Source organism: Curtobacterium sp. MCPF17_051, from assembly GCF_003234595.1.
GTDB lineage: Bacteria > Actinomycetota > Actinomycetes > Actinomycetales > Microbacteriaceae > Curtobacterium > Curtobacterium flaccumfaciens.
The window spans coordinates 67,119-81,031 of sequence record NZ_QKSE01000012.1; the positions used below are offsets into that span (position 1 = coordinate 67,119).

Below are 13,913 nucleotides of genomic sequence, written 5' to 3' on the forward strand. Positions count from 1 at the left end.
CACCCGACCAGCACCATCCGCAGCACCAGCTCCACCTCTGCACCATCCCCTGCACCATCTCAACGACGAGAAAGTAGAGAGTCATGCGCACTGCCATCCGCGCACTGGCCATCACCGCGGCCGCCGCACTCACCGTGTCCGGCCTCGCAGCCTGCTCCTCCGGATCGTCCGGCGACTCCGGCGACTCCAAGACGCTCACCTACTGGGCGTCCAACCAGGGCACGTCCCTGCAGAACGACAAGGAGGTGCTGACCCCCGTCCTCAAGAAGTTCACCAAGGAGACCGGGATCAAGGTCGACCTCCAGGTCATCGGCTGGAACGACCTGCAGAACAAGATCCAGACCGCCGTCACCTCGGGCCAGGGCCCGGACGTCGTCAACATCGGCAACACCTGGGCGACCTCGCTCCAGGCCACCGGCGCCTTCCAGGAGTTCGGTGACGCCGAGATGAAGGCGATCGGCGGCGAGGACAAGTTCGGCAAGGTCGCCCTGTCCACCGGTGGCGCGCCCGACAAGACGGTCACGAGCGTCCCGCTCTACGGCCTCGCCTACGGCCTGTACTACAACAAGCAGATGCTGTCGGACGCCGGCATCACCCCGCCCACCACGTGGGAGGAGATGGTCTCCGACGCCGAGAAGCTGACCAAGGGCGACACCTACGGCTTCAGCCTCGCGGGTGGTTCGTACACCGAGAACTCGCACTTCGCGTTCATCAACTCGGCGCAGAACGGTGGCGAGTGGTTCGATAAGGACGGCAAGCCGACCTTCACCTCGAAGGCCAACGTCGACGGCATCAAGCGCTACCTCGACCTGATGCAGGACTCGAAGGTCGCCAACCTGTCGAACGCGCAGTACGACAACGCGACGCAGTCCACCACGGACTTCGCGAAGAAGAAGGCCGCGTTCATCCTCAACCAGAACAACGCGAACGCGACCATCGAGTCCCTCGGCATGAAGTCGGACGAGTACGGCGTCGTGGCGCTGCCCGCCCCGAGCGGTGGCGAGCAGATCGCCTCGTTCCCGGCTGGCATCAACCTGTCGGTCTTCAAGAACACGAAGAACAAGGACGGCGCGCTCAAGTTCGTCAAGTACATGACGAGCATGGACACGCAGACGACGCTGGACAAGCCGTACTCGGCTCTGCCGGTGCTCGCCGAGGCTGCTGACTCCGTCACGGACGAGCAGACGAAGACGTTCCTCGACATCTACAACAACAAGGCGAAGCCGCTCCCGCTGGTGCCCGCCGAGGACCAGTTCGAGTCCACGGTCGGCAAGGCGATGAACGACATGTTCGCCAAGATCGCGACCGGTTCCAAGGTCTCCGAGGCCGACATCAAGTCGGCGCTGCAGACCGCCCAGGACCAGGTGTCCCAGGCCGCCGGTTGATCCACCCCGGAGGCCCGGGTCGCGTCCGCCGGACGCGCCCGGGCCTCCGCCCCTGACGTTCCAGGGCCGACCACCCGTCGGCCGTGAGGCGCACGCCCCAGGGCCGACCACCCGTCGGCCGTGAGGCGCACGCCCCACGCACCCCGCGCCTCCCGGCCGCTGCCACGGCCCGCGCGGACCGCACCTGCACGCCCCTCCTGCCGAAAGGCCCCACCAGATGTCCACGACGGTCCTGCCCGACTCGGAGCGCATCGACCTGACGCACACGAAGGGCCCGACGATGTCGGGCCGTCCGCCAGGTCGCAAGCGCAAGACCCACTGGCTGCCCTACGCGCTCGTCGCGCCGGCCATCCTGTTCGAGCTGCTCATCCACATCGTCCCGATGCTCACCGGCATCTGGATCTCGTTCATCCAGCTCACCAAGTACTTCATCGCGAACTGGGGTGCCGCGCCCTTCGCCGGGTTCCGGAACTACCAGGTCGTCGTCGACTTCGACCAGGCGATCGGCCGCGGGGTCCTCAACTCGTTCCTCATCACGTGCGCCTTCACGGTCCTCGTGGTCGGGCTCTCCTGGACCTTCGGCATGGCGGCAGCCGTCGCGCTGCAGAAGCCGTTCGCCGGACGCGGGCTCTTCCGCACCCTGTTCCTCGTGCCCTACGCGCTGCCGATGTACGCCGGCGTCATCACCTGGAAGTTCATGTTCCAGCGTGACTCGGGGGCCCTGAACCACCTGCTCGTCGACCAACTCGGGCTGTTCGGCGGGGACGCTCCGTTCTGGCTCATCGGCAACAACGCCTTCGTCGCCGTCGTCGTCGTGGCGATCTGGAAGACCTGGCCGTTCGCGTTCCTGATGCTCATGGCCGGTCTGCAGTCCGTCCCGAACGACGTGTACGAGGCCGCCTCGGTCGACGGCGCCAAGCCGTTCCGCCAGTGGCGCTCGATCACGCTGCCGATGGTCCGCCCGGTCAACGTGACGCTCGTGCTCGTGATGTTCCTGTGGACGTTCAACGACTTCAACACGCCGTTCGTGCTGTTCGGCTCGACCGCCCAGCCGCCCGCCGCTGACCTGCTGAGCTTCCACATCTACAACGCGTCGTTCATCACCTGGAACTTCGGTTCCGGTGCCGCGATGAGCGTCCTGCTCCTGCTCTTCCTGCTCGTCGTCACCGGCATCTACCTCGCCGTGACCAACCGGAGGTCCGTCCGTGCGTGAGACAACTGGCGCCAAGTCCTTCAAGATCATCACCCTGGTCGTCCTGACGCTGTTCACGGTCGTGCCGCTCTACGTGATGATCACCACGGCCATCAAGCCCCTCGGCGACGTGCAGGACAACTTCACGTGGATCCCGTCGAGGATCACCTTCCAGCCGTTCATCGACATGTGGTCGACGGTGCCGCTCGGCCGGTACTTCATCAACTCGCTCGTCGTCTGCACGGTGGCGACGGTGTTCTCGCTGATCATCGCGACGTTCGCCGCCTACGGTGTCTCGCGCTGGAACTTCAAGGGCAAGAGCACCTTCACCACCGCGGTGCTCTCCACGCAGATGTTCCCCGGCGTGCTGTTCCTGCTGCCGCTGTTCCTGATCTTCACGAACCTCGGCAACACCCTGGGCATCCAGCTCGTCGGGTCGTGGCTCGGCCTGATCATCACCTACCTGACGTTCACGCTGCCGTTCTCGATCTGGATGCTGGCCGGGTACTTCGAGACCATCCCGCGCGAGCTCGACGAGGCCGCGATGGTCGACGGTTCGGGTCCGATGGGGGCCCTGTTCCGGGTCATCCTGCCGTCGGCCCGCCCGGGTCTGGTGGCGGTCGGGATCTACTCGTTCATGACGGCCTGGGGTGAGGTCCTCTTCGCCTCGGTCATGACGAACGGCCTCGGTTCGACCCTGGCGGTCGGTCTGCAGCAGTACTCGACGCAGACGAACGTGTACTGGAACCAGGTCATGGCGGCGTCGCTCGTCGTGTCGATCCCGGTCGTGGCCGCGTTCCTCGTGGTCCAGCGCCAGTTCGTCGCCGGCCTGACCGCGGGTGCCGTGAAGTAGGAGGTCGCCCCCTTCCGCACGGCCCCCTTCCGCAAGACACCGGTGTTCGCGCTCGACGCCCCGCATGACGTGGTGCGCAGCGTGAACACCGGTGTCTTGCCGTTCCCCACCCGACGAACCGACGACCGACAGGATGGAAGCATGAGCGACGAGACCCGAGGGCGGCAGCTGCTGCCCGGACAGACCAGCCGTGTGCACGTGTACGACGTCGAATCCCGCACCTCGCGGCTCGTGTTCGAGTCGGCCACGGTGCTCGTGGAGGCGCCGAACGTGCTGGACGCCGAGACCCTGGTGCTCAACGGCGACGGCGACCTGTGGCTGCTGCGGCTGCCGTCGGCCGACAGCGGCACCGTCCTCGACGAGACCGCGCTCGTGCCGGTGCCGATGGACGGCGTCGACGAGATCAACAACGACCACGTGCTCGACCCGTCCGGCAGCTCCGTCGTGGTGAGCGCCCGTGACGGCGAGCTCTACCGCGTCCCGCTGCCCGAGGGCGGCGCCGCGACCCGGATCACCGACGTCGCGTCCGTCCTGCCCACCAAGCGGAAGTTCTACCTGCACGGCATCGCCCCCGACGGCAGCGCCCTCGCCGCGATCGTGGGGGAGCTGTCCGAGGACGGCGTCTGGACGACCGACGTCGCGATGGTCGACCCGGAGACCGGCGAGCCGACGTTCGTCACGCGGGACGAGCACCCCGACGACGGCTGCACCATCAGTCCGGCCGGCGGGATCCTGCTCTGGAACACGGAGCGGTTCACCCCCGGCACCGCGCAGCTGGCCGTGCGCTGGCCCGGGCACGACGGCCCGGTCCGCCTGACGAACGACGACCGGGTGAACTGGTTCCCGCACCTGTCGCCGGACGGCGCACACCTGCTCTACCTGTCGTACGAACCCGGCGTGCAGGGCCACCCGGCCGACCACCGCGTCGAGCTCCGGCTGCTGCCGGGTTCGCTCGTCCGCGGCGCACGGATCGCGGTCCAGCCCGAGACCCTGGTGGCACTCGACGGCGGGCAGGGGACGGTCAACGTGCCGCCGTGGGCCCCCGACTCGTCGTGGTTCGCGTACTGCGACTACCCGGTGGCCCGGTAGCGGCCGGCGCCAGCGCCGGGGCCTGCGGCGTCCTCACGCGCTGAGCGACAGTCCACGCGCCGCCGGACGCGTGGACTGTCGCTGAGCGCGAAACGCGGGAGGACGCCCCGCCCGCCGCCCGCCTCAGCTAGACCTCGCGGACCTGCCCCTGCTTGATGTGCAGGCGCCGCTCGGCACGCTTCGCGACCCACGAGTCGTGCGTGACGATGACGACGGTCAGTCCGCGCTCCCGCCACTGCTTCTCGATGAGCGCCATGATCTCGTCGCGGGTCGACTCGTCGAGCGCACCCGTCGGCTCGTCGGCGAGCAGCACGCTCGGGTTCTTCACCAGCGCCCGGGCGATCGCCACGCGCTGCTGCTGTCCGCCGGACAGCTCGGCCGGCAGGTGCTCCATCCGCTCGCCCAGTCCGACCTCGCGGAGGGCAGCGACCGCACGCTCGCGGACCTCACTCCGGGGCCGGTTCGCGAGCGACCCCGCGAACGCCGTCTCGACGTTCTCGAGAGCGGTCAGCGTCGGGATCAGGTTGAAGCTCTGGAACACGAAGCCGATCTCGGTCGCCCGCAGGTCGGTCAGCGCGCCGTCGCCGAGCTTCGCCACGTCGCGGTCGCCACCGAGGTGGATCGAGCCGGCACTCGGCCGGTCGAGTGCTCCGAGCATCTGCAGCAGCGTCGACTTCCCGCCGCCGGTCGGCCCCTGGACGGCCACGAGTTGCCCCTGCGGGATCGCCAGGTGGACGTTCGTCAGGGCGGTGACGGTCCGGTTCTTCTGCTCGTAGGTCTTGCTCACGTTCGTCAGCCGGTACATCGGACTGGAGGCGCGGCTCGCCTCCGCCTCGCCGGTCGCGGTGTCGGTGCTGGTCACGGTTGCTCCTGTCGTCGGTTCGGTCGTGTCGGTGCGGCCGGGCATCAGGCGACGCTCCGGAGCGCCTCGGCCGGACGGAGCCGGCTCGCGCGCCAGCCGCCGAGCGCGCCGGCGATGAGGCCGCCGAGGATCGCCAGGCCGATGGCCAGCAGGATGATCTCGACGGTCACCGGGGCGTGCAGGACCACGTCGGTCGTCGACGCGGTGCTCGCGCCACCGCCGAAGCCTCCGGCCGGTGCGCCACCCGTCGTGCCGCTGCCCGCGGCCGCGGTCGCTGCGCCTCCGGGCATGCCACCACCGCCACCGGCGCCCCCGCCGGTCGTGCTCGAGGCGCTCGCCGAGATCGTCGGACTGATGACGTTCACGACGAGGATGCCGATCAGGCCGGCCGCGGCGCCGAGCACGCCGCCGATCAGGCCCTGCACCAGGGACTCACCGGCCACCTGTCGGGTGATGCGGCCGTTCGACCAGCCGATCGCCTTGAGGGTCCCGAACTCGCGGGTGCGGCGGGTCACGCCGGAGATCGTGAAGAGGATCGCGATGAGGAACGCCGCGGCGAGCACGACGATCGACAGCCACTTGCCGAGGTTCGAGACCAGGCTCGACGCGGTGCTGAGCGACCCGGACACGCTCGAGGCCAGGTCGGCCTCGGTGGAGACGGTGGCGCTCGTCAGCTTCGCCTGCAGTGCGGACTTGATCGTGCTGACGTCGGAGGAGGACTCCGCGGAGACGTAGATCGACGTGACCTTGCCATCGAGGTCGGCCAGCGCCTGCGCGGTGTCGAGCGGGATGTAGGTGTTCGAGCCCGTGGTCGAGGCCGAGCCGGTGGAGCTGACGATGCCGATGACGGTGAAGTCGGTGCCGCCGATGTCGACGGTGTCGCCGACCGCCTCGGACTCGCTCTTCGCGTACGACGCATCGAGCACGACGACGTCCTTGCCCGCGTCCTTCGCGGCGAAGGTGCGCCCCTTCGTGAGTTCGGTGCTCGTGAGCGGACCGACCGCCGCGCCGGACACCGGGATGCCGGTCACCGTGAACGAGTCGACGCTGAACGACCCACCGCCGAACCCGCCGCCACCGCCGGTGTCCCCGCTCGGCGGGCCCTGCTGGGTCGTGCTGTCGCCGCCGGAGTCGCTGCTGCTGTCCGTGCTGCTGTCGTCGGTCGACTGCTGCTGGACCTGGCCGGAGAACGTGCTGTTCTCGAGGGTCAGCACACCCGTCGCGGCCTTGACGCCGTCGGTGCTCGTGATCGTGGACACGTTCGCGGCGTCCAGGGTGCTCGTGCCGCGCGCGACCGCGAGCCGCGACTGCGACAGGTCGGTCGAACCGCCGTCGTCGTCGCTGTCGCCCTGGCTGCCGAAGTCGAAGCTCGGACGCCCGCCGTTCGTCGACGCCGTCGCGGTCTTGGTGACGGTGATGTCGGTGCCGACGCCGTAGACGGACTGCAGGACGCTCGACTGCGCTGCCTGCACGCCACCCGAGATCGACGACACGATCACCACGAGGGCGATGGCCAGGGCCATCCCGATCGCGATGATGACCGTCTGCTTCTTGCGGTTCGTGAGTTCGCGCCTGAGGTAGGTCAGGAACATGGTTCTCCTCGGTGGTGGCCGGCTGGGGTCACCGGCCGCGCAGAGCACGCGGCGGGGCCGACGGAGGAGAACCTAGGCACGCTGTCGATGACCGACCCATCGCTCACCTATGAAGCGACCAAGGCCGCATCAGCCGACGTCGCCGTACCGCTGGCGTAGGTGCTCCGCGTACCCGCCGGGGGTCCGGCCGGCGAAACGCCCGCTCGTCACCACCGGCAGGTCGACGGTGGCGTCCACCCGGAGGCCCAGCGCCCGCGCCCGGGCCACCAGCCGTGCGTCCTCGTGCTCGGGTACGGGGTCGAACCCGCCGAGGCTGACGTACGCCGCGGCGAGCACGCCGAGGTTCGCGCCGTGCACGTGGCCGAGGGCAGCACCGGGCGGGTGCGCCTGCGTCCACCGGTCGAGCACCGCGGGCGCCAGGTCGTCCGGGTCGGGGACGACGGCGCCGACGAGCACCTGCGCACCGGACGCCAAGGCGTCGGACTGCTGGACGAGCCACCGTTCGTGCACCCGGGAATCGGCGTCGGTGTGGGCGAGCCACCGGGCCGCCGGGTCGCCGTCGTGCGTCCGGAGCGCGTGCGTCGCCCCGATGGTCCGTGCCCGACCGACCCCGACACGGTCCGTGGTCAGGACGTCGACCGGGTACCGCTCGACCACCGAAGCGGTGCCGTCCGTGCAGCCGTCGAGCACCACCGTGACGGCGGCGTCGACTCCGGGTCGCTCCGCGGCGAGCCGGTCGACGGCCACCAGGAGCGCGTCGAGGCACGCGGCGATCCGGTCCGCCTCGTCGTGCGCGGGGACGACGACGTCGACGCGTGCACGCGGTTCCGGTCGGGTCACCGGATGATCCCCTCGGCCCGGGCCACCGAGGTGACCGCCGGGCCGGGCAGGACGCTCAGGACGAAGTCCTCCTCCACGTGTCGGAGCAGGGCGGGACGCGGCCACCGTTCGGTCAGCCGCGCGTCCACCGCGTCACCGCTCGACACGGCCTCGTCGTCGGGGTGCCGCCAGTGGCAGGCCACGAGCACGCCGTCGTCGTCGAGCGATCCGAGCACACGGTCGATCGTCGCGTCGAGGTCGGCGGGCGACAGGTAGTACCCGACCTCGGACATCACCACCAGGTCCCAGCGCCCGTCCGGCCACTCCGACGGCAGGGCCGCCTGCACGAACCGCGCGGCCGGGGCGCGGCGGGCGGCACGCTCCAGCGGCGCCGCCGAGATGTCGGTGCCGAGCACGTCGTCCGCGCGTTCGGCGAGGGCGGCGGTCAGGACGCCGGTCGCACAGCCGAGCTCGAGCGCCGACCGGTAGCGCGGGCGGGGGAGCGCCGCCAGCGTCACGGCCCGCTTGCGCTGCTCGTACCAGGACCCGTCGAAGTCCCACCCCTCGGGCTTCCGGTCGTAGTGGGCGTCGAACGACTCGCGAGACCGCGACGGGGCCGGACCCGGCGCGAAGAACCACTCCGTCGTCCGGAGGTGGTGGGCGGCGTGCCGGTCGTCGACGATCGCCTCGTCTCCCGGCGCGGGCGAGAGGGGCCGGGTCTGCGACGGGTAGGCGACGAGGGCGGCACGCTTCCGGGCGACGAGGTCGTCGGGCAGCGACAGTGCCCGAACGTCGTCCCACGGGGCGACCGAGTGGTCCGGGTCGTCCCAGTGCCAGGCCCAGATCGGGTACGCGAGCAGGTCGACGTCGGGGGCGCTCGCCGCGGCGGCCTCGGCGACCTCGCCGGCGATGCGGTGGTCGCGGTGCCCGTCCCCTCGCCACGGCGCGACGAGCAGCACGGGGCGGGCGGCGCCTGCGAGCACGGTGTCGAGGGCGTCGACGACACGGTCTCGGTGTTCGCGGGTCGCGCCGTCCGGGATCCCCACCGAGGCCGACGTCACGTCGGGGCGCAGGGCGCTCAGGGCCGCCACGAACTCGTCGTCACGGGCGGCGGCGAGTGCTTCCGGGGTCGTCGTGGGGGAGTCCGGGTGGGAGCGCTCGCCGCGGGTGAGGAGCAGTACGTGCACGGGGACGCCGGCCTCTGCAGCGGCCGCGATCAGCCCACCGGCGCCGAGTGTCTCGTCGTCGGGGTGGGGTGCGACGACCACCACCGATCCGGTACCGGCGAGGTCGATCGCCGGTGCGTCCAGGCCGTCGAGGAACCCCGTCCACGCCGCCGGGTCGGTGCCCGGCTCGCGGTGGTCGAAGCTCACCACGCCACGCCGCCGCGCTCGAGCACCATCCGGCCGATGCGGGCGAGGTCGCGGGCGCCGTGGTCCTGCAGGACGTAGAGCTCGAGGTCGGCGACCCGCGCGGCGACGGCGGGGTCGGCGGTCAGCGGAGCCGGGCCGATCGTGGCGACCACCCGCTCGCGCACGGCGTCGACCGAACGGCGCACCCGCGACCGGACGGTCTGGGCGAGCAGCCGCCAGTCGGTGTCGTCGGAACCCGGGTCGGACCCGTCGATCCGGGCGGCGGCGTCGGCGAGGGCGTCCTCGGCGTCGGCGAGGTCGGCCACGGTGGCTCCGAGGGCGGCCTGCAGCAGCTCGGACTCCGGGTGCGCCGACGCGGTGTCACGCAGCACCCGGGCGAGCCCGACCGCACCGCCCCACCAGCAGGCCGCGACGCCGATGCCACCCCAGGCGAAGCCCGGACGGCGCAGGTACCAACCGGGAGTGCCGACGGGTCGTGCCAGGACGCCGTCGAAGTCGACCGGTCCGCTCGGCACGTCCGGCATGCCGCGTGCGACCCAGGCGTCGTCGTGCACGGTGACCCCGGGCTGTCGCAGGTCCACGGCGACGAGGACCCGCTCGTCGCCCAGGTGTGCGGTGACCAGGGCGTGCGAGAGCGTCGAGGCGAGCGAGCACCACGGCTTCGTGCCGTGCAGCAGGACCGTGCCGTCGTGCTGCGGCGCTGCGTCGAGCCGGAGGCCCGGCCCCTCGGCGGCGAAGACGCCCCAGGTCGAGCCGTCCGGGGCGTCGACCCCGGCCTGTGCCAGGATCCCGAGCGCGTCCAGGTGCGGTTCGACGGTGCGGGCGGTGGCGACGTCCGCCGCGGCGACCGCGGCGAGCGTGCCGAAGAACCCGCCGGCCGCACCGGCGGACAGGGGTGGGGTGGTGACGGCGACCGCCCGCGCGACCGCGAGGCGCTCCGTCGGTGACGAGCCGGGCCTCCCGGTCGTCCGTTCGATCCGCTCGGTGTCCAGGTGCCGGGCCGACGGGGGCCAGGCTGCAGATCGCAACATGCTCCCAACGTACGGAGCGGTAGATGGGGACGTGTCCTCGATCCACAGAACGCACTGGGCCGTGCCACAGACGACTCATAGGAACTTCTCGATACTCGAAGACGTGACCATCTCCCAGCCCGCAGCAGCCCCGCGCCTCACGCGTGCCGACGGAACCCCGTTGCGCATCCTGGTCGTCGACGACGAAGCCAGCCTCACCGACCTGTTGTCCATGGCGCTCCGCTACGAGGGCTGGGACGTCAAGAGCGCGAACGGCGGGCAGGACGCCCTGACGACCGCGCGGGAGTTCAAGCCCGACGCGATGGTGCTCGACGTGATGATGCCGGACCTCGACGGCCTGCAGGTGCTCAGCCGGCTGCGGCAGAACAACGACGACACCCCGGTGCTGTTCCTCACCGCGAAGGACTCCGTCGAGGACCGCGTGACCGGGCTCACCGCTGGCGGCGACGACTACGTCACCAAGCCGTTCTCCCTCGAGGAGGTCGTGGCGCGCCTGCGCGGGCTCATCCGCCGCTCGCAGATCTCGATCTCCGAGGCCGGCGACTCCCGCATCGTCGTCGGCGACCTGGTGCTCGACGAGGAGTCGTACGAGGTCTCCCGCGCCGGCCGGCCGATCGAACTGACCGCCACCGAGTTCGAGCTGCTCCGGTTCCTGATGCGCAACCCCCGTCGGGTGCTCTCGAAGGCGCAGATCCTGGACCGCGTGTGGTCCTACGACTTCGGTGGCAAGTCGTCGGTCGTCGAGATCTACATCTCCTACCTGCGCAAGAAGATCGACGCCGGTGAGACCCCGATGATCCACACGGTGCGCGGCGTCGGGTACGTCATCAAGCCGACCTCGTGACCCTGCGGCGTCGGCTCGTCCTGAGCATCGTCGCCCTCGTCGTCGCCGTCAGCGCGGTGATCGGGGCGGCCAGCATCATCGCGCTCGCCTCGATCCAGACCAGCGCGATCGACAAGCAGATCACCGGCGCCACCCACCGGGCGCAGCGGTACCTGCAGCAGAACCAGTCGGGGCAGCCGAGCATCGACCTGTCCCGACCGTCCGGCCAGGCCGCCGGTACCCTGACCGCGTACTTCGTCGACGGGCAGGTCGTCATCGCGAACGTGCTCGACGACTACGGCCGCCCGAGCGGGGTCCCGCAGACGAGCGCCGAGGCACTGGGGTCCGTCCGGGTGGACGCCGACCCGGAGACGATCGACCTCGGGTCGGACGTCGGGCGGTACCGCCTCGCCGCCGTCAACGTCGGCCCGGCCGTCCTGGTCGTGGGGCTCCCGATGGCCCCCGTCTACGACAGCGTCTGGAAGCTCTTCGGGGTCGTCCTCTCCGTCGTGGCGACCGCACTGGTCGCCGGTTCGGTCGTCGCCGCGTTCGTGGTCCGGCAGTCGCTCCGACCGCTCGAGCGCGTCGCGGAGACCGCGTCCACCGTCGCCCGCATGCCGCTCGACCGCAGCGACGCCCTCGACGGCGTCCGCGTGCCCGACACCGACCCCCGGACCGAGGTCGGCCGGGTCGGCAGCGCGTTCAACCGCATGCTGGGGCACATCGGCAGTGCGATGCAGGCGCGGGAACGCTCGGAGCAGAAGGTGCGGCAGTTCGTCGCCGACGCCTCGCACGAGCTCCGGACCCCGCTCGCCTCGGTGCGCGGGTACGCCGAGCTCACCCGGCGCATGGGCGGCGACCTGCCGAAGGACGTGGTCTACGCGATGAGCCGCATCGAGTCCGAGTCCATCCGGATGACCTCGATGGTGGAGGACCTGCTGCTCCTGGCCCGGCTCGACGAAGGCCGCGAGATCCAGTTCGCCGAGGTCGACCTGACCGGGCTGGTGCTCGACGCCGTGAACGACGCACACGCCGCCTCACCGGAACACCCCATCGAGGTCGACGTCCCGCCGGAGCCGGTGACCATCACGGGCGACGCCGCACGCCTGCACCAGGTCATCGTGAACCTCGTCACCAACGCCCGGACCCACACGCCCGAGGGCACCCGCATCACGGTGGGCCTCGCCCCGGTCGACGGCGGCGTGGACCTCACCGTGCGCGACACCGGCCAGGGGATCGACCCGGAGTTCCTGCCGAAGCTGTTCGAGCGCTTCGCCCGGGCAGACAGCTCGCGGTCCCGCACGGTCGGGTCGACCGGCCTGGGGCTCGCCATCGTGGACGCGGTCGTGCAGGCGCACGGCGGCCGGGTCGAGGTCACGAGCGAGCCGGGGGACACCGTGTTCACGGTGCACCTGCCCCGCGACCCGGCTGCGGCTGCCGCCGCGGCAGGGGCTGTCGCGTCGTCGTCGGCTGACCCGGCCGGGTCCGCGGACTGGTCGGCGACACCCGCTGCGGTGGACGGCACCCACTGACGGTCGGGAGGCGCGGGGCGGGGCCGCCCCGCGCCTCCAGTGGGGGTGTTTGGTGACGCCCACGGCGTCTGGTACAGTTCTCGAAGCCAAAGACCGCCGGATGTCGTGCTGCTCGCAACGTGTTTGTGAACATCGTGACCGAAGGTCCTCACTCGTGAGGCATCCCGCGCAGGTGTTCCGAACCACTCCTCCCGTTCTCGGGGGAGCAGCTCCGAGCCTCTGCGCCGGAGCTTTTTTCGTTTGTGGACCTGGGGCTGCCGGCAAGACCCCCAAGGAGAACCATGGCGAACAAGGAAGCTGCGGTCGCCGAGCTCACGGAGTCCTTCCGTAGCTCGAACGCCGTTCTGCTCACCGAGTACCGCGGTCTCACGGTCGCGCAGCTCAAGGAGCTCCGCAACTCGATCCGTGAGCACGCCACGTACGCCGTGGTGAAGAACACGCTGACCAAGATCGCGGCGAACAACGCCGGCATCTCGTCGTTCGACGACGAGCTCGCCGGTCCGTCCGCTCTCGCCTTCGTCCACGGTGACACCGTCGCCGTCGCGAAGTCGCTGCGTGCATTCGCCAAGGCGAACCCCGAGCTCGTGGTGAAGGGCGGTTACTTCGACGGTAACCCGCTCACCGCGACCGAGGTGGACAAGCTCGCCGACCTCGAGTCCCGTGAAGTGCTGCTCGGCAAGCTCGCCGGCGCACTCAAGGCCTCGCTGTTCGGTGCTGCGTACCTGTTCCAGGCACCCCTCTCGCAGGCCGTCCGCACCGTGGACGCCCTTCGCGAGAAGCAGGAGTCCGCGGCCTGATCAGGCTCGCGTTCATCAACCACACGTACTAGCTAGTAGTAGGAGAAAATCATGGCGAAGCTTTCGCAGGACGAGCTCATCGAGGCCTTCAAGGAGCTCACGCTCATCGAGCTCTCGGACTTCGTGAAGAAGTTCGAAGAGGTCTTCGAGGTCACCGCGGCCGCCCCGGTCGCCGCTGCCGCCCCCGCCGGCGCAGCTGCTCCGGCCGAGGCCGCTGAGGAGAAGACCGAGTTCGACGTCATCCTCAAGTCCGCTGGTGACAAGAAGATCCAGGTCATCAAGGAGGTCCGTGGCCTGACGTCGCTCGGCCTCGGTGAGGCCAAGGCGCTCGTCGAGACCGCCGACGCCAAGATCCTCGAGGGTGCGAACAAGGAGACCGCCGACAAGGCGAAGGCGACCCTCGAGGCCGCTGGCGCCACGATCGAGCTCGCGTAGTCTCGACCGTTCCGGTCACGAAGGCCGCTGCCCCTCGGGGCGGCGGCCTTCGTCGTGTGCGGGGCGCTTTGCCTTTCGCCGAGACTCGGCTGAGCGGGCATCTTGCCGGCCTCTGAAGCGGGAAGTTGTC

General features: G+C 70.5%; 13 protein-coding genes. 8 read left to right on the forward strand and 5 right to left on the reverse strand.

From position 1 onward, the window contains the following. The first annotated feature begins 83 nt into the window (after positions 1 to 83). The 4 genes from DEJ35_RS10960 (at position 84) to DEJ35_RS10975 (ending at position 4,519) form a co-directional block, all read left to right on the forward strand. A complete protein-coding gene (locus DEJ35_RS10960) occupies positions 84 to 1,385 on the forward strand; it encodes a sugar ABC transporter substrate-binding protein (protein WP_111192723.1) in 1,302 nt (433 codons plus the stop codon). 217 nt (positions 1,386 to 1,602) lie between these two features. Beyond that, a complete protein-coding gene (locus DEJ35_RS10965; RefSeq protein WP_111090322.1) occupies positions 1,603 to 2,598 on the forward strand; it encodes a carbohydrate ABC transporter permease in 996 nt (331 codons plus the stop codon). Then, positions 2,591 to 3,430 carry a carbohydrate ABC transporter permease gene (locus DEJ35_RS10970; protein ID WP_017888647.1) on the forward strand — a complete coding sequence of 280 codons (840 nt, stop codon included), beginning with the start codon at positions 2,591 to 2,593 and terminating at the stop codon, positions 3,428 to 3,430. The genes DEJ35_RS10965 and DEJ35_RS10970 overlap by 8 nt, the downstream gene beginning before the upstream one ends. A gap of 141 nt (positions 3,431 to 3,571) precedes the next feature. After that, positions 3,572 to 4,519 (forward strand): biopolymer transporter Tol, encoded by a 948-nt coding sequence (locus tag DEJ35_RS10975; RefSeq protein ID WP_111192724.1) that lies wholly within the window; start codon positions 3,572 to 3,574, stop codon positions 4,517 to 4,519. A gap of 127 nt (positions 4,520 to 4,646) precedes the next feature. On the opposite strand, the gene DEJ35_RS10980 is transcribed toward DEJ35_RS10975, so the two are convergent. The 5 genes from DEJ35_RS10980 to DEJ35_RS11000 form a co-directional block, all read right to left on the reverse strand. Continuing rightward, positions 4,647 to 5,324 (reverse strand): ABC transporter ATP-binding protein, encoded by a 678-nt coding sequence (locus tag DEJ35_RS10980; protein WP_110861620.1) that lies wholly within the window; start codon positions 5,322 to 5,324, stop codon positions 4,647 to 4,649. 101 nt (positions 5,325 to 5,425) lie between these two features. Continuing rightward, positions 5,426 to 6,973, reverse strand: coding sequence for an ABC transporter permease (locus DEJ35_RS10985; RefSeq protein WP_110861519.1), 1,548 nt, complete (start codon positions 6,971 to 6,973; stop codon positions 5,426 to 5,428). Between the two features lie 129 nt (positions 6,974 to 7,102). Further along, positions 7,103 to 7,813, reverse strand: a complete 711-nt coding sequence (locus DEJ35_RS10990) for a glycosyltransferase family 2 protein (RefSeq protein WP_110861517.1) — start codon at positions 7,811 to 7,813, stop codon at positions 7,103 to 7,105. Continuing rightward, the gene (locus tag DEJ35_RS10995; protein WP_258370288.1) at positions 7,810 to 9,165 is read right to left on the reverse strand and encodes a PIG-L family deacetylase; all 1,356 of its coding nucleotides are present in this window, start codon (positions 9,163 to 9,165) and stop codon (positions 7,810 to 7,812) included. Before DEJ35_RS10995 ends, DEJ35_RS10990 begins: the two co-directional genes overlap by 4 nt. Next, positions 9,162 to 10,196 carry an acyl-CoA dehydrogenase family protein gene (locus DEJ35_RS11000; RefSeq protein ID WP_110861515.1) on the reverse strand — a complete coding sequence of 345 codons (1,035 nt, stop codon included), beginning with the start codon at positions 10,194 to 10,196 and terminating at the stop codon, positions 9,162 to 9,164. Before DEJ35_RS11000 ends, DEJ35_RS10995 begins: the two co-directional genes overlap by 4 nt. Positions 10,197 to 10,299: 103 nt before the next feature. Between DEJ35_RS11000 and DEJ35_RS11005 the strand changes: the two genes are divergently transcribed. The 4 genes from DEJ35_RS11005 (at position 10,300) to rplL (ending at position 13,783) form a co-directional block, all read left to right on the forward strand. After that, positions 10,300 to 11,040, forward strand: a complete 741-nt coding sequence (locus DEJ35_RS11005; protein WP_110861513.1) for a response regulator transcription factor — start codon at positions 10,300 to 10,302, stop codon at positions 11,038 to 11,040. Then, entirely contained in the window at positions 11,037 to 12,551 is a 1,515-nt protein-coding gene (locus tag DEJ35_RS11010; RefSeq protein WP_181420112.1) for a cell wall metabolism sensor histidine kinase WalK, read from the forward strand. Before DEJ35_RS11005 ends, DEJ35_RS11010 begins: the two co-directional genes overlap by 4 nt. A 281-nt stretch (positions 12,552 to 12,832) precedes the next feature. Further along, entirely contained in the window at positions 12,833 to 13,348 is a 516-nt protein-coding gene (gene rplJ, locus DEJ35_RS11015) for a 50S ribosomal protein L10 (protein ID WP_017888663.1), read from the forward strand. Between the two features lie 51 nt (positions 13,349 to 13,399). Further along, entirely contained in the window at positions 13,400 to 13,783 is a 384-nt protein-coding gene (gene rplL / locus DEJ35_RS11020) for a 50S ribosomal protein L7/L12 (protein WP_027466380.1), read from the forward strand. The last annotated feature ends 130 nt before the right edge of the window (positions 13,784 to 13,913 follow it).